General features: G+C 70.0%; 16 protein-coding genes. 13 read left to right on the top strand and 3 right to left on the bottom strand.

The annotated features are described in order from the left end of the window. Nucleotides 1–129 precede the first annotated feature (129 nt). Nucleotides 130–678 (top strand): hypothetical protein, encoded by a 549-nt coding sequence (locus QHF83_RS10495; protein WP_282417642.1) that lies wholly within the window; start codon nucleotides 130–132, stop codon nucleotides 676–678. Further along, nucleotides 675–2,180 carry a hypothetical protein gene (locus QHF83_RS10490; protein ID WP_282417641.1) on the top strand — a complete coding sequence of 502 codons (1,506 nt, stop codon included), beginning with the start codon at nucleotides 675–677 and terminating at the stop codon, nucleotides 2,178–2,180. The genes QHF83_RS10495 and QHF83_RS10490 overlap by 4 nt, the downstream gene beginning before the upstream one ends. On the opposite strand, the gene QHF83_RS10485 is transcribed toward QHF83_RS10490, so the two are convergent. Together QHF83_RS10485 and rtcR are read right to left on the bottom strand one after the other, a co-directional pair. Then, nucleotides 2,181–2,975: a sulfite exporter TauE/SafE family protein gene (locus QHF83_RS10485; protein WP_282417640.1), complete on the bottom strand. Its 795-nt coding sequence runs from the start codon at nucleotides 2,973–2,975 to the stop codon at nucleotides 2,181–2,183. It abuts the gene before it with no gap. A 21-nt stretch (nucleotides 2,976–2,996) separates the two neighbouring features. Beyond that, nucleotides 2,997–4,625, bottom strand: a complete 1,629-nt coding sequence (gene rtcR / locus QHF83_RS10480) for an RNA repair transcriptional activator RtcR (protein WP_282417639.1) — start codon at nucleotides 4,623–4,625, stop codon at nucleotides 2,997–2,999. 154 nt (nucleotides 4,626–4,779) lie between these two features. Between rtcR and QHF83_RS10475 the strand changes: the two genes are divergently transcribed. The 9 genes from QHF83_RS10475 (at nucleotide 4,780) to QHF83_RS10435 (ending at nucleotide 16,186) form a co-directional block, all read left to right on the top strand. Next, the gene (locus QHF83_RS10475) at nucleotides 4,780–6,006 is read left to right on the top strand and encodes an RtcB family protein (protein WP_282417638.1); all 1,227 of its coding nucleotides are present in this window, start codon (nucleotides 4,780–4,782) and stop codon (nucleotides 6,004–6,006) included. Between the two features lie 5 nt (nucleotides 6,007–6,011). Next, nucleotides 6,012–7,040: an RNA 3'-terminal phosphate cyclase gene (rtcA, locus tag QHF83_RS10470; protein ID WP_282417637.1), complete on the top strand. Its 1,029-nt coding sequence runs from the start codon at nucleotides 6,012–6,014 to the stop codon at nucleotides 7,038–7,040. Between the two features lie 93 nt (nucleotides 7,041–7,133). Beyond that, nucleotides 7,134–10,385, top strand: a complete 3,252-nt coding sequence (locus QHF83_RS10465) for a PD-(D/E)XK nuclease family protein (RefSeq protein ID WP_282417636.1) — start codon at nucleotides 7,134–7,136, stop codon at nucleotides 10,383–10,385. Next, nucleotides 10,382–13,849, top strand: coding sequence for a UvrD-helicase domain-containing protein (locus QHF83_RS10460; RefSeq protein ID WP_282417635.1), 3,468 nt, complete (start codon nucleotides 10,382–10,384; stop codon nucleotides 13,847–13,849). Before QHF83_RS10465 ends, QHF83_RS10460 begins: the two co-directional genes overlap by 4 nt. Before the next feature lie 82 nt (nucleotides 13,850–13,931). Beyond that, nucleotides 13,932–14,213 (top strand): hypothetical protein, encoded by a 282-nt coding sequence (locus tag QHF83_RS10455; RefSeq protein WP_282417634.1) that lies wholly within the window; start codon nucleotides 13,932–13,934, stop codon nucleotides 14,211–14,213. A 100-nt stretch (nucleotides 14,214–14,313) separates the two neighbouring features. Beyond that, on the top strand, nucleotides 14,314–14,892 hold the full coding sequence (locus QHF83_RS10450; RefSeq protein ID WP_282417633.1) for an HD domain-containing protein: 579 nt from the start codon (nucleotides 14,314–14,316) through the stop codon (nucleotides 14,890–14,892). A gap of 78 nt (nucleotides 14,893–14,970) precedes the next feature. After that, nucleotides 14,971–15,168, top strand: coding sequence for a hypothetical protein (locus QHF83_RS10445; RefSeq protein ID WP_282417632.1), 198 nt, complete (start codon nucleotides 14,971–14,973; stop codon nucleotides 15,166–15,168). 11 nt (nucleotides 15,169–15,179) lie between these two features. Then, nucleotides 15,180–15,638, top strand: a complete 459-nt coding sequence (locus tag QHF83_RS10440; RefSeq protein ID WP_282417631.1) for a hypothetical protein — start codon at nucleotides 15,180–15,182, stop codon at nucleotides 15,636–15,638. Next, entirely contained in the window at nucleotides 15,635–16,186 is a 552-nt protein-coding gene (locus QHF83_RS10435) for a hypothetical protein (RefSeq protein WP_282417630.1), read from the top strand. Before QHF83_RS10440 ends, QHF83_RS10435 begins: the two co-directional genes overlap by 4 nt. On the opposite strand, the gene QHF83_RS10430 is transcribed toward QHF83_RS10435, so the two are convergent. Next, nucleotides 16,169–17,671 carry a D-Ala-D-Ala carboxypeptidase family metallohydrolase gene (locus tag QHF83_RS10430; protein ID WP_282417629.1) on the bottom strand — a complete coding sequence of 501 codons (1,503 nt, stop codon included), beginning with the start codon at nucleotides 17,669–17,671 and terminating at the stop codon, nucleotides 16,169–16,171. The genes QHF83_RS10435 and QHF83_RS10430 overlap by 18 nt on opposite strands. 483 nt (nucleotides 17,672–18,154) lie before the next feature. Between QHF83_RS10430 and QHF83_RS10425 the strand changes: the two genes are divergently transcribed. Then, nucleotides 18,155–18,763, top strand: coding sequence for a hypothetical protein (locus QHF83_RS10425; protein WP_282417628.1), 609 nt, complete (start codon nucleotides 18,155–18,157; stop codon nucleotides 18,761–18,763). Further along, a complete protein-coding gene (locus tag QHF83_RS10420) occupies nucleotides 18,760–19,176 on the top strand; it encodes a hypothetical protein (RefSeq protein ID WP_272417122.1) in 417 nt (138 codons plus the stop codon). The genes QHF83_RS10425 and QHF83_RS10420 overlap by 4 nt, the downstream gene beginning before the upstream one ends. Nucleotides 19,177–19,178 lie beyond the last annotated feature (2 nt).

The raw sequence follows: 19,178 nt of genomic DNA, 5'->3' as shown, positions 1-19,178 counted from the left end.
GAGAGGTACTATCCCATCGGATAAAGATTATCCCCAGCGCTCAAGCGCAGCGCCGTCGCGGGAAGCGGCTCCCGCGACGGGATTGACGTCCCGGGTGTGGCCTGTACCATCGGCGCTCGGAGGCGAGGGATGCAGGCGAGGCGGCTTCTGCTCAAGGATGGGGTACAGACGGAGGTGGTCCGGCAGCTCGCCCAGGGGAACTGGTTCCTGTGGAACCGCATCGAGCCGCTCGACCATCAGCCGCTCGTCTACGAGTGGGCGACGCCCGCGAGCGATTGCCGCATCCGATACGTGGACGATCACCGGCTCGGGCTCAAGTGGTTCGACCTCGACGGGCCGCGGTGCGAGCCCACGATCGAGCTCATCCGGCGGAGCCTGCCGGTGTACGAGCGCGCCGAGATCATCACGCTTTGCAGCGAAGCGCGGACCGAGGCCGAGGGGATCTGGGCGGCGTACAAGCTCGCGGTGACGGCCGGGCCGACGTTCGATCCGGAGCTCTTCGGCTGCTTCGGGGATCTCGCGAATCACCGGGACGCGGGCGTCCGGCGGGCGGCGATTTACGCGATGGAGCAGGCGCGGTGGCGCGAATTCGCCGGGATCGCCGAGCCGATGGCGGAAGACGATCCGAACGAAGACGTGCGAGCGCGGGCCGCGGCGCTTCTGCGGGCCTTGCAATGAAGCACGTGGCACTCCTCGCGGGATGGCTCGCGTTCGCGGCGGGCTGCGCCGCGCCGACGGTCCCGTCCGCGCCCGCGTTGTTCGTTGTGACGAACGGCATCGGGAGCGGCGAGATGCGGGTCTCGATGCCGAAAGAAGGGTGCGGGGTCGATTGCCTGGACGTGATGGGGAAAGGTGCGGCGTTGCGGATCGTCGGGCATCCGCACCCGGGGTCGCGGTTCGATGGTTTTTCCGGGCCGTGCACGGGGCGAATGCCGTGCGTCCTGCCGTTCGATCGGCAGCGCTGGGTCGCGGCCTCGTTCAGCGACGCGGCCGCGCGTTACGATCGGCCGCTCGGCGACGGCCGTTTTTTCGTCTCGTCGCCGCGCGCGGTCGCGCTCGACAAGGGCGGGGGCGGGGCCGTGGTCGGGCTCCAGGATGCCTGGCTCGAGCGGTTCGATCGCGAGGGGCAAAAGGCCTGGGACCTGGCCGGGGACAAGAGGAACGCGACGGCCGTCGTCTTCGACGCAGCGTCCGATATCGTGGTTGTCGGGGGAGCCCACGTCGAGAAACGCGGAGCGTCGGGCGGCCCGCTTTGGGTGTTCCAGTTCGAATGGGGGCTGAAGGCGACGGACGTGGCTGTGGACGCGGCTGGGGACATTTACGTCGTGGGGACGTTCGTGGGATCCGTGAAGGTAGGAAAGCAGAGGCTCGAAAGCGCGGGCGGGCTCGACGTGTTCGTCGCGCGCATTTCGTCCGAGGGAAAGCCGATCGATGCGCTCCGGCTGGGGGGCCCGACGGACGAGCGCGAGCCTCGGATTGCGACCGAGGGGTCATCGGCGGTCCATGTCGCGTACGTCGCGGGTGGGCTCGAGGATGAATTCAAAAGGCCGGATTGCGGCGCCGCGCGGATCGTCTCGTTCGCGCCGTTCGGGCAGAAGGCGTGGGAGGCGCCGATCGAAGGCAAGGCGCGCGTCGAAGTGCTCCGGACGACGACGGGCGGCGAGGTCGTCGCGGCCGGTCGATTCACCGGCGGGATCAAGCTCGCGGGAATGTCGCTTCGTTCGAATGGGGGCAACGACGCGATGATCGTGAAGCTCGATCGGAATGGCGCGGCCCTGTGGGCGAAGTCCTTCGGAGGGACGAGGAATGACGGAGTATCGGCCCTGGACGTGGATCCGAGCGGCCGTATCGCGCTCTTCGGGACGTTCGAGGCCGAGATGAAGGTTTCCGGGACGACCCTCCAGGCGAAGCGGATTCGCCGCACATGGCATCATGGAACGTCGTTCGACGGGGCCACCCTCGACGCGTGGCTCTCGGTGCTGTCGTCCGAGGGAGAGGTGCGCTCGGCCAAGGCGTTCGGCGGATCCGGAAACGATTTTGGGCTGGCGGTCGCGTGGGCGGAGGGCGGCGACGTGGTCTTGCTCTTCGATCAAGAGCAGCTCTCGGTGGGGCCCGAGGGGTACGGGCCTGGTTCGAGCCTCCAGCGGAGGCTCGTGCGCAGGCCCGCCGAGGCGCCCTGATCAGGGGAAGAAGGCGGCCCGAGAAAACCAGGCCGTCATGGCGAGGCCCAGCACCACGATGCCCCGGCGCAGTTTGTCGGGGTCGATGCGTTGCGAGAAACGCGCGGAGAAGTAACCGCCCGCGATGGCGCCGGCCATGACGGCGAAGCCGGGGACGAGCCAGAGCAGGCCTTCGCCGAGGAAAAACATCGAAGCGACGAGGTTGATGGCCACGCCGAGCCAGGCCTTCATCGCATTGAGCTCGTGCAGCGTCCCTTCGATGAAGAGGCCAAAGACGGCGAGCATGACGATGCCCATCCCGGCCCCGAAATAGCCGCCGTACACGCTGACCAGGAACTGAAGGACGATCCCGAGCGCGACGGGGACGCGGGCCTTCTTCCCGAGCACGGCCTTGCGAATGCGCGCCTGGAAGGCGAGGAGGAGCGTGGCGGTGAGGACGAGGAGCGGGACGACGAAATCGAAGAGGCGCTCGGGCGTGTGCGTGAGGAGCCACGCGCCGAAGAGCGCGCCCACGATCGTGGGGGGCGTGAGATAACGCAAATGGGACTTCGTGCGCGCGAGCTGGTCGCGGAAGCCAAAGGCGCTGGCGAGCGCGCCGGGCCAGAGAGCGACCGAGTTCGTGGCATTCGCGGCGAGCGGGGGGACGCCGAAAGCGACGAGGGCCGGAAAGGAGAGGAGGGAGCCGCCGCCGGCGACGGCATTGATCGACGATGCCACGAAGCCCAAGACGAAGAGGGCCGCGAGCGCGAGCGGGTTCTGGCTGGAAAAACCGAGGTCCTGGGAGACGAGCGGCATGAGGGGGTCCTCGGGTTGGACTCAGGAAGCGCGTCCGCTCGCGGTTTGCCAGTCGAGTCCGAAGCGGGCGAGGTATTTGCGCAATCGATCGGCGTCGTTGACCGTGGTGCGCTCCTTGCGCGATTCGGCGAAGAGCGTGCGACCCGCCTCGCTGAGGGTGCGCGAGGAGCGGCAGACGCGCAAGACCTCTTCGAGCTGGGCGCGGTCGAATCGATCGAGCTTCGCTCCCGCCTCGGGGCCGAGGACCTCGGCGAGGATCTCGCCGCCTCCCGCGGAGCTGCCATTCTGCAGGTGAATGCGGCCGCTCGTCCAGGAGAGCTCCAATCGCTCGATCTCCTCGGCGACGATCTCCTTCGTGATGCGGCCGCCGTGCGCGAGCGTGGCCATGCGGGTGACGGAGGCGTTGAGGTCGCGAAAATTGCCGCTCCAGAGCGCGCGCGGGGAGACGGCGAATTCGAGGAAGGCGTCACGCGCGGCCCGGTTCATCGTGACGTTCACGCCGAGGAGGCGCGAGGCGAGCTCGAGCTCGTAATCGAGGTTCGGCTCGATGTCCTCGGGGCGCTCGCGCAAGGCCGGGAGGCGGAAGGTCCAGAGGTTGATACGGGCGTATAGGTCCTCGCGAAAATCACCGCGCGCGGCCCGGGCGCCGAGGTCGCGGTTCGTGCCGGCGATGAGGAGGAAATCACTCTTGACCTCCTGGTCCGCGCCGACCGGATAAAAGGCCTTTTGCTCGATCGCGCGGAGGAGCATGGCCTGCTCGTCGAGGCCGAGCTCGCCGATCTCGTCGAGGAAGAGCAGTCCGCCGTCGGCCTTGCGCAAAAGGCCCGGGCGATCGGCGACGGCGCCGGTGTACGCGCCCTTTTTGTGGCCGAAGAGCGTGGCCATGGCCGCGTCGCCGCGCAGCGTGGCGCAGTTGACCGGGACGAACTCGCCCTGGATCTGGCGCCGCGCCTTTTTGAGCTCGTAAATGCGCGCGGCGAGCTGGCTCTTGCCGGCGCCCGTGGGGCCCATGAGGAGCATCGGGGCGCGCGAGGCCTTGGCGACCTCCTCGACTCGTTCGATCAGGCGATTGAAGGAAGCATTTTTGGTGTCGATGCCGGCCTTGAGAAAGCTCTGGCTCTCGTGGCGCTCGCGGGAGAAGCGCGAGGCAATGCGGTCATAACGGGAGAGGTCGAGGTCGACGATGCTATAGGTGCCCGGCCCGCCGCGGGTTTCCTTGCGCGGCGGTGAGGTCTGAATGACGCGGCCGGGGAAATAACGGGCTTCCGTCAGGAGGAAGAGGCAGATCTGCGCGACGTGGGTGCCCGTCGTGAGGTGGACGAGGTACTCCTCGCGCTCGGGTTTCCACGGATAGGCGCGCGCGATGTCGTGGAGGCCCGCATAAACCTCCTCGAAATCCCAGGCGTCCTTCCAGGTGACCGCGATTCGCTCGACGATCGTGTCGGGCGAGGCGTGGCGGACGTCTTCCTCGACCTGCGTGGCGAGGTCTCCGAATCTGGGCTCGGCGAGCAAGACGAGGCGGCTCACGAGCAGGTCCTCGTGCTGGCAAAGCGCGACCGTGGGCCGCCAGCGCTCCCACCGCGCCGGGCCTTTGCCCGCATCGAGCGAGGTGCCGAGGATGCCGAACACGACGAGAGGTCGGGAGGACATGGTAATGTGGGCGACGGAATAGCACGTTCTTCGTCCCCTGTATCGCAATTTATCCAGGCATCTATGCGCGGGCCCGAAAAGGGCCCCGGGAGCCAGGCACGGGGCGTGCTCTTCCGGTCCGCGTCCCACCCGTGACCTGAAAGGCAAGGCGACCATGAGCGAGACGACCCACCAGACGTTCGAGACCGACGGCGTGCCGATCAAGGCCTGGACGCGCGGCGTGCCGTTCGAGAGCGAGGCCGAAGAGCAGGTCCGGCGCCTGGCGACGCTGCCCTTCCTCCACAAGTGGGTCGCCGTGATGCCCGACGTGCACGCCGGGAAGGGCGCGACGGTCGGGAGCGTGATCGCGACGAACGGCGCGATCATCCCGGCGGCGGTGGGTGTGGACATCGGCTGCGGGATGATCGCGGTGGAGACGACGCTCACGGCCTCGCAGCTCCCCGACGACCTGAAGGAGATCCGCAGCGCGATCGAGGCGGCGGTGCCGCACGGGCGCACGAACAACGGCGGGCCCGGCGACCGCGGCGCGTGGGGTGACGCGCCCGAGCGCGTGCAGAAGGCGTGGGCAGAGCTCGCGCCCGGCTACGAGGCGATCGTGAAGGAAAACCCGTCGATCGGGCGCGCGACGGCGATCGGGCACCTCGGGACGCTCGGGACGGGGAACCACTTCATCGAGGTCTGCCTCGATGAGCGCGACCACGTATGGTTCATGCTGCACTCGGGTTCGCGCGGCGTGGGAAACCGCATCGGGAGCCACTTCATCGACCTCGCGAAGAAGGACATGAAGCGGTGGTTCATCAACCTGCCGAACGCGGACCTCGCCTACATCCCCGATGGGAGCGAGACGTTCGGCCAGTACTGGCGCGCGCTCGCCTGGGCGCAGGAGTTCGCGCGGACGAACCGCGCGTTGATGATGGAGGCGACGATCATGGCTGTGCGAAAGACGGGGCTCTTGCCGCCGTTCGAGCTCGTGAACGAGGCCGTGAACTGCCACCACAACTACGTGTCGAAGGAGCACCACTACGGCAAGGACGTGTGGGTGACGCGCAAGGGCGCGGTGCGCGCAGGCGAGGGCGAGCTCGGGATCATTCCCGGGAGCATGGGCGCGAAGAGTTTCATCGTTCGTGGATTGGGAAACCGCGAGTCGTTCTGCTCGTGTAGCCACGGCGCGGGTCGGAAGATGTCGCGCTCGGCGGCGAAGCGGGCGTTCTCGCTCGAGGACCACGCGCGCATGACGGCCGGGATCGAGTGCCGCAAGGACGAGGACGTGATCGACGAGACGCCCGGCGCGTACAAGTCGATCGACGATGTGATGTATGCGCAGCGCGACCTCGTCGAGGTCGTGCGCACGCTGCGACAAGTGGTGTGCGTGAAGGGGTGAGGGCGATGCTGACGCTGGATGGAGCGACGGGCGAGGGCGGAGGGCAGATCCTGCGCTCCTCCCTGGCCTTGTCGATGGTGACGGGTCAGGCGTTCCGGGTGCACTCGATCCGCGCGAAGCGGTCGAAGCCGGGGCTCATGCGGCAACACCTCGTGGCCGTGCGCGCAGCCGCGGAGCTGAGCGATGCGGCGGTCGCAGGGGACGAGATCGGCTCGCGCGAGATCGTGTTCAGGCCGGGCGCCGTGAAGCACGGGTCGTATCGGTTCGCGATCGGGAGCGCGGGGAGCGCGACGCTCGTCTTGCAGACGGTGCTGCCGGCGCTGCTCGCGACGGAGGGCAGCTCGTCGCTCGTGTTCGAGGGCGGGACGCACAACCCGATGGCGCCGCCCTTTGATTTCGTGGAGCGCGCGTTCTTGCCGATCGTGCGTCGCATGGGCGCGGGCGTCTCCGCGCGGCTCGTGTCGTATGGGTTTTACCCGGCCGGCGGGGGTCGCGTGGAGGTGACCGTGGAGGGCTGTCCGCGGCTCGCGGCGCTCTCGCTGCTCGATCGGGGCGAGGTGCGAAGGACGCAGCTGCGCGCGCTCGTTTCGCAGATCCCGGGCATGGTCGGGGTGCGCGAGGTCGACGCGTTCCTCGCGGAGGTGCCGTGGGAACGCGCGTGCGCGCGGCCCGAGGTCGTGAAGAACAGCCCGGGGCCGGGGAACGCGCTCGTGGCCGACGTGGAGAGCGAGCACGTGACCGAGGTTTTCACGGCGTTCGGCGAGCGCGGGGTGCGCGCGGAGGAGGTGGCTTCGAAGCTCGCGAAGGAGGTGAAGCGATACCTCGCAGCGGGCGTGCCCGTGGGCGAGCATCTCGCGGATCAACTGCTCTTGCCGATGGCGCTCGGCGAGGGCGGGGCGTTTCGTACGCTCGCGCCGTCGGGTCACACGCGGACGCAAGTCGAGGTGATCCGGACCTTCCTCGGAACGAAGGTGCGGATGGACGAGCGCAGCGCGGAGGAATGTGTGATCGAAGTGGAAGGGACGAGGCGGTAGGAGCGAGCGGACAGGCGCTCGGGCTCGTCACGCAAGGGAACGCTCGACAAAGCGGCCGTCCCCGGGCATGACGGGCACGTGCTGCGTCTGCTCGTGTCCCCCCGAAGCGAGGAGCGGCTCCGGGCCGCGGAGGTTTTCCTCGGGGAGGGGAAGGCCGACGCGATCGCGCTCCTGGTGGGTCCGTCGCGCGGAGCAGCGCTCGATCTCGCGGCGCGGGTGGGATCGTCGCGGGGCGCGATCTTCGGGCTGCATCGGCTGACGCTCGGGCAACTCGCGGCGCGCCTCGCCGCGCCGGAGCTCGCGCGGCGGAGGCTCGCGCCGGCCACGCCGCTCGGGGTGGAGGCGGTGGTGGCGCGCGCGGTGGCGAGCGCGCTCGAAGCGGGCGCACTGGGATATTTCGCGCCGGTCGCGCGGACGCCGAGCTTCGCGAGCACGCTCGCGGCGACGCTGAGCGAGCTGCGCATCGAGGGCATCGGGCCCGCGGAGATCCGAGGGGACGATCCGAGGAGCCGCGATCTGCGTGAGCTCGCGCGTCGTTACGACGAGCAGCGAGAGCGAGCGCGGATCGCCGATCGCGCGGAGGTGCTCGCGGCGGCGACGGTGGCCGTGCGCGAGGCGGAGGAGATTCGAAGGGCGCGGCTGCTTTTGCTCGACGTGCCGATCACGTCGCGGCTCGAAGAGAGGTTCGTCGCGCAGCTCGTCGCCGCGGCGGAGAGCGCGTTCGCGACAGCGCCGACGGGGGATGATCGCGCGGTCGAGACGCTTGCGGCGCTGGCTTCGGAGGTCGTGACGGATCGGAGCGAGCGGTCGCATTCGTCGCTCTCGCGGCTGCATCAATATCTGTTCGCCGCGGCGGAGCTTCCGGCCGCGGAGGCGGGCGACGACGTGTCGTTTTTCTCGGCGCCGGGTGAGGGGCGCGAGTGCATGGAGATCACGCGGCGGATCCTCGCGGAGGCGCGGCGAGGCGTGCCGTTCGACGACATCGCGGTGTTCTTGCGGGCGCCGGACACGTACGCGTCGCTGCTCGAGAGCGCGCTGCGTCGTGCGAAGATCCCGGCGCATTTCGCGATCGGAGCCGCGCGGCCGGATCCCTCGGGGCGCGCGTTCCTCGCGCTGCTCGCCTGTCGCGCAGAGGATCTTTCTCCTCGGCGTTTCGCGGAGTACCTGTCGCTCGCGCCGATGCCGAAGGAGAGCGTCGCGGTGGAGGCGGCGCCGCGGCCCTTGCTTCCGCGGGCCGATCTCTTCGGCGCGCTCCTCGAAGGTGAGCCGTCGGCGAAGCGGATTCGAAGAGAGCAAGCGGCGGCGAGCGAGGGCGCGCGTGTGCCCGTGCGGAGCGCGCCGATCGGGTGGGAGCGGCTGCTCACGAAGGCGTCGATCGTCGGGCGCAAGGAGCGATGGGCCGAGCGGCTCGCGGCGCTCGGGAAGGCCTTCGAGCGAGAGCTCGCGCTCCTGCGACGGCGGGATCCGAGCTCGCCGCGGATCGAGACGGTGGAGCGCGAGATCGAGGCGCTCCGCGAGCTCACGCGGTTCGCGCTGCCGCTCGTGGATGCGCTCGCGGCGCTGCCCGAGCACGGGAGCTGGGGCGTGTGGATCGAGGAGCTCGGCAATCTCGCGCGCATGGCGCTGGAGCAGCCGGAGGATGTGCTCTCCGCGCTCAGCGAGCTCGCGCCGATGGCGGAGCTTCCGGCGGTGTCGTTCGACGAGGTGCGGCGCGTGCTCGAAGGTCGGCTCGGCTCACGCGTGACGCCGCCGTCGGGGAGAAGGTACGGCGCGGTGTTCGTCGGGACGCCCGAGCTCGCGCGGGGTCGGTCGTTCGCGGTGGTGTTCGTCCCGGGCCTCGCGGAGCGGCTGTTCCCGGAGGCGCCGCGCGAGGATCCGATCCTGCTCGACGCGGACCGGCGCGCGATCTCGAAGGCGCTGCGGGTGCAGGCGGATCGGAGCCGCACCGAGAGGTTGCTCCTGCGTTTGTCCGTGGGGGCCGCGCGGGAGCGGGTGCATCTTTCGTATCCGCGTGTCGAGGTGGCGGCGGGACGGCCGCGCGTGCCTTCGTTTTACGGGCTCGACGTCACGCGCGCGACGACGGGTACGTTGCCCGATCACGACGCGCTCGAGCGAGACGCGGCGAGCGCGGCGGGCGCGCGGCTCGCGTGGCCCGCGCCGACGGAGCCCGAGGACGCGATCGACGATGCCGAGCACGACCTCGCGATGCTGGGGCGGCTCTTGCACGGAGGCGAGGAGGCCGAGGCGGCGGGGCGCGCGCAGTATCTGCTCGACCTGAACCCGCACCTCGCGCGATCGCTCCGCGCGCGGTCGGCGCGGTGGGACAAACCGGTCACGCACCACGACGGCATCGTGCGCAAGACCGCGGTCACGGCGGCCGTGCTCGCGGCGAACCGGCTGCGCGTGCGGCCGTATGCGGTGACGGCGCTCGAGAAGTTCGCGGCGTGCCCGTATCGATTCTTGCTGGCGGCGATCCATCGGCTCCCGGCGCGGGAGCGGCGTGGCTCGCCGGACAGGCTCGATCCGATCTCGCGCGGCGTGCTCTTTCACCGCGTGCAAGCCGAGACGCTCGCGGCGCTGGAGCGCGAAGGGGCCTTGCCGTTCGGGCCGGAAGGTTTGTCGCGGGCCCAGGCGGTGCTCGACGAGCGGCTCGACGCGGCGGCGCGCGAGCACGAGGAGCGCACGCTGCCGCCGGTGGAGAGCGTGTTCCGCGACGAGATCGAGCGGGCGCGGGTGGAGCTTCACGCGTGGCTCGCGCGCGTGGCCGATCAGAGCTGGCTCGTGTGGCCGGTGCGGTACGACCTCGCGTTCGGGTTGCCGCCGCACGAGCACGAAGATCCGCGCAGCGTGGCCGAGGCCGCGGTGATCGAAGGACAGTATTTGCTGCACGGCGCGATCGACGTGGTCGAGCGGCACGCGGCGACGGGGCATGCGCGCGTGACCGACGTGAAGACGGGGGCAAATTTCGCGCGGCCGGGGCTCGTGATCGACGGCGGCGAGGTGCTGCAGCCGGTGCTCTACGGCCTCGCGTACGAGGCGGTGTGGAAGGAGCCGGTGGCGGACGCGAGTTTGTCGTTCTGCACCACGCGCGGCGGGTATGTAGAGCACGTGATCGAGCTCGACGAGGCCGCACGCGAGAAGGCGATCGAGGTGCTCTCGCTCGTGGACGACGCGATCGACAAGGGGTTTTTCCCGCCCGCGCCGAGGCCGGGTGCGTGTGACACGTGCGGCTACAGGCTCGTGTGCGGGCCACACGAGGAGAGGCGCGCGGCGCGCAAGGACGAGACCTCGCTCGACGGCGGCGCGCTGTTCATGCGTCTGCGGATGCTCCGAGGTGAGCCGTGACCGAGGGCGCGCTCGTGTTCGAGGCGCCGCAAGGCGAGGGGCTCGCCGACGCCGAGGCGCGCGCGCTCATCCGCGGCGCGCTCGGGCGCACGATGATCGTCGAAGCCGCGGCCGGCACGGGCAAGACGACCGAGCTCGTGCTGCGCATGGTCGCCGTGCTCGCCGAGGGGCGCGCGGAGATCGAGGAGATCGTCGCGGTCACGTTCACCGAAAAAGCGGCCGGCGAGCTGAAGCTGCGGCTCCGCAGCGGGATCGAGCGCGCGCGCAGGCTCGCCCGAGACGAGGCACAACGCGCGAACCTGGAGCGCGCGCTCGCGCATCTGGAGGAGGCGCGGATCAGCACGATCCACGGGTTCTGCGCGGACCTCTTGCGCGAGCGTCCCGTGGAGGCGGGCGTCGATCCGGCGTTTCGCGTGATGACCGAGGCCGAGGCGGATCGACGCTACGGCGAGGCGTTCAGCAGGTGGCTCGAGCAGATCCTCGGTCGCCCGCCCGAGGGCGTTCGAAGGCTCTTGCGGCGGCGCGAGCACGGCCCTGGGCCGATCGAGCGACTGCGCCGCGCCGGGCAGGAGCTCATCGCCTGGCGGCATTTCACCGCGCGCTGGCAGCGGCCTCCGTTCGATCGGGATCGCGCCGTCGACGCGATCCTCGCGGAGATGACCGCGTTCGCGGAGGCGAGCGAGGGCGCGCTCCACGCGAATGACCCGCTGCACCGCGACACCGAGCCGGCCCGCGCGCTCGTCATGCGCCTGCGCGCTGAGGGCGAGCATCGCTGGGATCGGGACGAGATCGAGGCCGAGCTCTGCGCGCTCAGCAGGCAGCGCGACTTCATGCGTCCGCGCCGCGGCGCCGGATCCCGCTACGGCGCGCACACGACGCGGGCCGATCTGCTCGCAGCGCACGGCGCGCTCGTGGCCTCGCTCGAACGATTCCAGCGCGAGGCCGACGGCGATCTCGCGGCGCTCTTGCAGGAGGAGCTCGGCGCGCTCGTCGCGACGTACCAGGCGCGCAAGGCCGAGGTGGGCGCGCTCGACTTCGAGGATCTGCTCGTCTGCACGCGGGACCTCGTGCGTGATCAGGGCGAGGTGCGCCGCGGCTTTCAGGAGCGTTACCGCTGCATCTTCGTCGACGAGTTCCAGGATACGGACCCGCTCCAGGCCGAGATCCTCATGCTGCTCGCGGCCGACGATCCGAGCGTCCGCGCGTATCGCGACGTGCAGCCCGTGCCCGGGAAGCTCTTCCTCGTCGGCGATCCGAAGCAGGCGATCTACCGGTTTCGCCGGGCCGATCTCTCGGTTTACGAGGAGGTCAAGGAGCTCGTCGTCCGGCGCGGCGCGCTCTTCGTGGAGCTCAGCACGAGCTTCCGATCGGTCCCCAGCATCCAGAAGCTCGTGAACACGGCGTTCGCGCCGGTGATGGTGGGGGATCACGAGGCGCTCTCCGCGCGGTACGTGCCGCTCCGGCCCGCGCGCAAGGCGATCGCGGGGCAGCCGTCGATCGTGTGCGTGCCCGTGCCCGAGCCGTACGGCAAGCAGCGGCTCACCTCGGCCGCGGTCGAAGAGAGCGTGCCGGCCGCGGTGGGCGCGTACCTCGATTGGCTCCTGCACGAGAGCGGCTGGAAGGTGACCGAGCGGGATCAACCAGGCGAGCTCGTCCCCGTCGCGCCGCGGCACGTTTGTCTGGTCTTCCGGCGCTTCGAGAGCCACGGCGAGGACGTCACGCGCGCCTACGTCGAGGCCCTCGAAGCGCGCGGCATCCCGCACGTGCTCGTCGGTGGAAAGTCGTTTTACGCCCGCGAGGAGGTCGAGACGATGCTCGCGGCGCTCCGCGCGATCGAGCGGCCCGAGGACGAGCTCGCGGTCTTCGCGACGCTGCGCGGGTCGCTCTTCGCCGTCGGGGACGAGGCGCTGCTCGAATACCGTTTCACCTACGGGAAGTTGCACCACCAACGAATCCCCGAAGCACCGCTCCCGCCGCACCTCGCGCCGATCGCCGCCGCGCTCTCGCTCCTCGCGCGGCTCTCCGAGGGGCGGAACGCGCGGCCGATCGAGACCACGGTCGCCGAGCTCTGCGACGCGACGCGCGCCTGCGTGGGGTTTGCCCTGCGTCCCTCGGGCGAACGCGCGCTCGCGAACGTGCTGCACATCGCCGAGCTCGGGCGCGCGTACGAGGCTTCGGGAGGTACGTCGTTCCGCGCGTTCGTCGAGCAGCTGGAAGAGGACGCAGAGCGTGGTCGCGCGCCCGAGGCGCCGATCCTCGAAGAAGGCGGCGACGGCGTGCGCATCATGACGGCACACCGGGCCAAGGGCCTCGAATTCCCGGTCGTCGTGCTCGCCGACGTGACCGCGCGTCTCGGCGCGCAAGCCGTGAGCCGCTACGTCGACGCCTCGCGCTCGCTCTGCGCGCTTCGCCTCGGCAGCGTCGCGCCATGGGATCTCGTCGAGCACGAGGCGCTCGAGATGCGCCGCGACGAGGCCGAAGGCACGCGGCTCGTGTACGTGGCTGCAACCCGCGCGCGTGACCTCGTCATCGTGCCGGCCGTGGGCGACGATCCGCGGTTCCCCGAGCAATCGTGGATCGGGCCGATCCACGCGGCGATCGCGCCTCCTTCGGGCTCCGTGCCTTCCGCCGAAGCGGCGCCGGGGTGCCCGCCGTTCGGCGACGATACGGTTCTGTCGCGGCCCGAGGGGATTTCACGCGGGCCGGCGACGGTTTGTCCGGGCGGATATCGTTTGCCCGGGGGGCACGACGTCGTGTGGTGGGACGTGACGCGCCTCGACCTCGAACGCGAGCCTGCGTTCGGCGTGCGCCGCGAGGACATGCTGCGCAAGGACGCGCCCGTCGGCCGCGTGGAAGAGGACCTCGAGACGTATCGACGCTGGGTCCGGGAGCGCGCGGCCGATCGCGAGCGCGGCGCGCGTCCGCTGTACAAGGTCCAGACGGTCACCGAGCGGGCCGAGACCTCGAACGAAGCGCCCGCGCTCGACGTGCCGATCCTCGACGTCGGTCGAGAGGCGGGCCGACCGGGGGGAGCTCGCTTCGGCGAGCTCGTGCATGCGGTGCTCGCGCAGGTGCCGCTCTCAGCCGAACGGGACGTCGTGGAGCAGGCGGCGGCGCTCGCGGCGCGGCTCTTCGGCGCGACCGAGATCGAGGAGGCAGCGGCCGTGCGCGCGGTGGTCCTCGCGCTCGCTCATCCGGTGATCGAGAGGGCGCGCGCGGCCGAGGCGCGCGGCGAATGCCGGCGAGAGACGCCGCTCAGCTTGATGGCCGAGGACGGGACGCTGATCGAGGGCATCGTCGACCTCGCGTTTCGCGAGCCGAACGGCTGGACCGTGGTGGATTTCAAGACGGACCGCGAGATCGTCCGCGCGGGGCCCGTGTATCGGCGGCAGGTGTCGCTGTATGCGACGGCGATCGCCCGGGCGACCGGGGAGGCGTGCGCGGCGATCTTGTTGCGGGTTTGAAATGGGACGGACGAGCCAGCGCGCAAAACCACTGTAGGCTGACCTTGACGGCCTACTTACACGCTGATGGAGTGGTTCGATCATGCGTGACGATGCGCCCGCGCCGAACCCGTACGAGCCCCCGAAGGAGCCGTCTCCCCAGAAATGGGAGACTTCGTGGACCCAGAGCGCGGAGCTCAGTGGGTCGGACTGGGCCTTCATCGTCCTCTGCTCCTGCCCCGCGGCCATCGTTGGGCTCATCCGCGTCTTTCGAGGCGATCCCAGGGGCGGGAAAATGCTGGGGTACGCCGTCCTGTCCATGTTCGTCTGGGGGATTTTGCGCGGGTGCATCACCGCGGCGCAGCAGACCCAGCACATGTACTGAGGCAGCGAAGCAGCCGCGCCGGCTTGACAGCGGCGTGGCGTTGGCGAGACGCGCGCGCTCGGCCCTCGCCGAGGCGCCTCTTGGGCACTAGATTCCAGGCATGACGCCCCTCCTCAAGCGCGCGCTCGATCAGGCGGCGGTTTGGCATCGGGGACAGAAACGCAAGTACCCCGGCGTCGACGTGCCGTACGTGAGCCATCTGGCCGGCGTCGCGATCCTCCTCGCCAAGCATGGCTTCGACGAAGAGGTCATCGCGGCAGGCGCGCTGCACGACGCCATCGAGGACACCGGCGCGACAGCCGAGGAAATCGGCCGGCTCTTCGGGCGCCGCGTCGCCGATCTCGTGCTCGCCGTGACCGAGCCGGCGAAGTCGTTCGCCTGGGAGGAGCGGAAGCAGCGCTATCTCGAGCAATTCACGAAAAACCCCTGGGACGCCCAGGCCATCACCATTGCGGACAAGATCGACAACTTCCAATCGATCGTCGTCTGCGCGAGCACCCACGGCGACCCCTGGCCCATGTTCCGCCGCGGCCGCGAGACGCAAATCGCCGGCTTCCGCGCGCTCCACGAGCGCATCGTGCGCCTGCCGCCGCACCCGTTGATCGAGGAGTTCGAACGCGCCTTCGCCGACGTCCTCGCCGCCCCGGCCGGCGCCGCGCTCGAACATCGCTCGGCCTGAACACGCGGGGTCTGTGATATGTGCGGATCGCCCGGCCGTTCGCGCGCTCCGGGCCATCCCACGAGAAGAGGTAGAGCGATGAAGAAGACCCTCGGCTTTCTGATGGCGGTGGGCGTGCTCAGCGGCTGCTCGTACGGCGGCATCGCGACGGTCGGCGACAAGGTCGTGATCACGCGGAACGACCTCTTCCTCTTCGGCGCGCTCCGCAAGGTGTACGTCTGCAAGGTGGCGGACCGGGGCTTGACCGAGTGCGCCGCCGACGGCGAGACGCCCTGAGCGTCCTGCGCATGAAACACCGAAATTCGTGGGTGGGGCTCGCGCTCGTGTTCGCTCTGGCCTCCGCGTGTCGCTCGGAGCCGCAGGAGCCCGCGATCGAATACGGAGAGCCAGTCGGGCTCCGGATGGCGACGAAGCGCGGGATGCCGGACTATGAAATCGCCGTCGCCGTGTCCAAAGGGACCGACATCGCGCCGCTCGTCCCGGCGCTCGGCGCGGCCTTGCACGCGGCGGTCGAGCTTTGCCCGGAGATCGTGCAAGCCGGAAAGCGCGGCGAGAGCGTGGGCGTCTGGTTCCGCGTGGAGCAGGGCGCGATCGGCAAGGTCGAGACGAAGGGGGTCCAGGCGACGTGTGTCGCGGGCGCGATCGGCGGGAAACCCATCGCCGCGCCGGACAAACTCGCCGTGCTCGCGCAGATCCGCTTCCCGTCCGAGGCGTCCGCTCCGACGGCTCCGACGGGCACGCCGTGAAGCGACCCCGCGTCGGGGTGGGCGGCGCGCTCGTGCTGTCGCTCCTTTCGACGGTGGCGACGGCAAACGCAGCCGAACCCCCTGCGACGCCCGCCGAAAAACGAGGCGTCTCGTCGCGAGAGCGTCGTGCTCCGTTCTGGACCTGGGATGCGAACGTCGAGGGCGGCATCGGTGCGCTCTTCGAAGAACGCGCGCATCTCTCGGGGTTCGGCCGGGTTCGTGGAGGCTTGTTGCGGGTCGACGAGCGCTCCGTCTCGGAGCCGCGTTTCCTCGCCCTCGGCCTGACCTACGAGCTCTCGGACTTCTCGCCGGCGACCTTCGGCATCGAGGTCGAGGCGCTCGGCCTCGCCTCGGGCGCGTGGCTCCAGCTTGGGGCGCTCGTCGACGTGCAGCCGCGCCCCGGCGCGAAGCTCGCGCTCGGCTGGAGCCTTTTCGGCGTCGAAGGTCAGGTTCGGTGGGACAAGGACGACGGGGTCGTCTGGGCAGCTTATGGCAAGCTGCGCGTGCCCGTCGGGATTCTCGGCTGGGCGTTATCGAGCCGTCGGTGACGTCGCCGCGGGGGGCGGAGTTGGCTGCGCCGTCTTCGGAGGAGGCACCGGATCCTTCGGGTCGGCTTCCTTGGGCTCCTCGTCCTTTTCCGCCGGCGGCTGCGCCGTCGGGTTCGTGGGGGCCGGCGCCTGCGTCGTGGGTGGGTCCTTCGGAGTCGGTTGCTCCTTCGCGGCCGGTTGTTCCTTCGCCGCGGGCTGCTCCTTGGTTTGCTCCTCCATCGCCTCGTCCGCCGCGGCGACGGGCGACGTCGCTTGCGTGTCGGCAGGCTCCGGCGGCGGCGGCCACTGGCTCACGTAGCGCGGCGTTTCTCCCGGCCCCGATGCGTCGATCCAGCTCACCGAGCCCGTGCCCGGCGTGCGCACGTCCACGTGGACGAACGAGCTGTTCGGGTAGTAGCCGCAGCCCGTGTCCGTGATCGTCTTGCAGAATGCGACGACCTCCTCGTTCGACACGCCCGCGACGCGCAGGTCGAGCGCGCGCGCGCTCTGGTGCAAGCTGCCACGGCTCTTCGGGCGGTAGCCGCTCACGAGCGAGATCCCCTTGCCCGGGAAATGCTTCGCGATCGCCTCGACCCGCGACAGGAGCCCCGGATCGAGCAATCGCACGTTCGGTGCGATCTCGCCCGCCGCGAGCGCCGGCTCCGCCGCCTTTTCCTTGCTGCCCTTGCCCTTGGCCGGGCCCGGCTTCTCTTGCTTCGCCGTGCGCGGGTCGGGCTTCTTCGCCTTCGGCAGCTCGGGCCGCGGCGTGCCCCAGGGCCGCGCGAGCACGCTGAGCTTCTCGCGGGCCTCGTCGAGCACCTTGCCCTTGCAGTCGACGAGCGAGAACGTCTCGCCTTCGAGGCCGTTCCGATCGATCGAGATCGCCGGCGCGAAGCAGGGTGGGCGATCCGTCTCGGCTTCCGCCTTCTTCGTGCCCTTGCGCTTCTTGTTCGGCGTCCGCGTCGACGCCTTCTTCGAGCGCGACACGCCCGCCGCGCCCTCGGTCTTCTTCGGGGTCGCGGTCTTCGTGCTGGCCGTCGTGGTCGCGCCGTCGGTCTTCTTCGCGCTCGCCGTGGTCGTCGCGGCCTCGGCCTTCTTCGCGGTCGTGGTCTTCGTGCTGGCCGTCGTGGTCGCGCCTTCGGACTTCTTCGCGCTCGCCCCTGCGCTCTTCGCGTGCGTGGCGGGCTTCGTGGCGCTGTCGGGCTTCGCCTTCGTCGACGCGGCCTTGTTCGGGGCCTCGGCCGTCTTCGTGTCGGCTTGCACCATCCGCTTCGGCGGGGCCTTGCGGCGGCTCTTGCGTTTCTTCGGCGCAGCGGCGGTTTTTTGCGCCTCCTCGGGCGCCTTCTCCGTCTTCGCGGGCTCTGTCTTCGCGGGCTCTGCCGCCTTCGGCGCCGCCGCCTCCTCCGCGAACGCCTCGCCGAAGGCGAAGGGCGCCGCGAGCGTGAGCAGCGCCGCGAGCGTGGACGCAACCCTACGCCTGATCCGACCGTAACGACCGCTGACCATGTGTCGTGCTCTCCACCGACGCCCATCCGTCCGCGCGGGGGACGCTGGGTACGCCGGTGTCTCGCGTTGTGTCATGGGGTGGGTGTGCGGGCCTAATTTTCTGAGGCTTCCACGGGTGCCTGTGGTAGAGGTGGGGCACCCATCGCGGCGCCATGTGCGCCTCGATGGCGCGGACGTCGCCCTCGTTCATGGCACGTCCCGTCGCTCGGACGGCGGCGGGCAGAATCCAATCGAGGCGCCCGCGCAGTTGGCCCGCACCGGGGGAAAGGTCGGCTCGAAGCAGACGAGCGTTCTTGGAGAACCAGACAAGCGCAACGCCGCACGGCGAGCCCGCGCGTGAGCGAGCGAAGCTCGAGCACGAAACGACGCGCGGACGTCGAGCATGAACGTTGCCTCCGGGCTCAACCAGTCCCGGGACCAAGAACCGCGAGCACTGCCAAGCCATCTCCCTCCGGCGGCAGCAAGGACGAATTTATGCGGCGGATGCGGAAAGACGAGACCAAGGTCTGGCACAACCCCGAACTCGCGCCCTTCGCGCGAGCGCCGAAGACCGGCAGCACGAGCCGGAACAGTACGACCCAGCAGGACAGTCGCGTCGCGAAGGAGCATCGCGCGGCGCTCGAGGCGCTCTTCGCGCCGCGCCGGGACCCCGAGCCCGAAGGCAGCAAGAACGGCAAGAACGGCCGCGACTCCACGCCGAAGCCAGGCCGCATCGTGCTCGCGCCGCCTCCGCAGAGTGATCCGCGCGCCACCGAGCGTCAGCGGCTCCTCGGCAAGCTCCTCGGCGCCGAGGGGCGCCCGCACATCACGAAGGCCGCGAACGAGTTCCTCGGCGCCGGCTTCAACTTCCCCGACGACCAGGACGTGCACCTGAAGCTCCTCGAGCACAGCGACGAGTCGCGCGTGCGCGAGGCGCTCTCCTCGCTCTCCTCGCTCCTCGTCGGCGAGCTGCCGAAGCGCCGCGCCGTGCTCGAGTCGCGCCTGCGCCGTATCGAGGAGTTCGCCGAGGACGAGTCCACCCGCGACGCTGCCGCCCAGCTCCGCAGGCAAGTGAGTGGCAGGCCCGACACGCAGAACCAGTCCGCCCAATGAACAAAGCCGAGTTCGAGGCCGAGCTGCGCAAGCTCTTCCAGGCCCACGAGACCCGCACCGAGAACGAGCGCTGCGTGCAGTGCACAGGCTGCGAGCGCTGCGTCGACTGTACGTTCTGCAAGAACTCGAAGGCGCTCGCGCGGTGCCACTACTGCGTCGACTCGCAGCGCTGCTCGGACAGCACGCACTGCCGGAGCTCGCGCGACCTCGTGCGCTGCAACCACTGCGTCGCGTGCGAGCGCTGCACCCAGTGCTCCTACGTGGTCCGCTCCGTCGACTGCACCGAGTGCACGTACTGCTTTGGCTGCGTCGGGCTCGTCCGGAAAGACTTCCACATCCTGAACAAGCCCTACGATCGCAGCACGTACTTCGCGATCACGAGCCGCCTCGCGCGCGAGCTCGGCCTCGGCTGAGA

Source organism: Polyangium sp. 15x6, assembly GCF_029960785.1.
Classification (GTDB): domain Bacteria; phylum Myxococcota_A; class Polyangia; order Polyangiales; family Polyangiaceae; genus Polyangium.
This window is presented reverse-complemented; position numbering and strand designations above follow the sequence as displayed.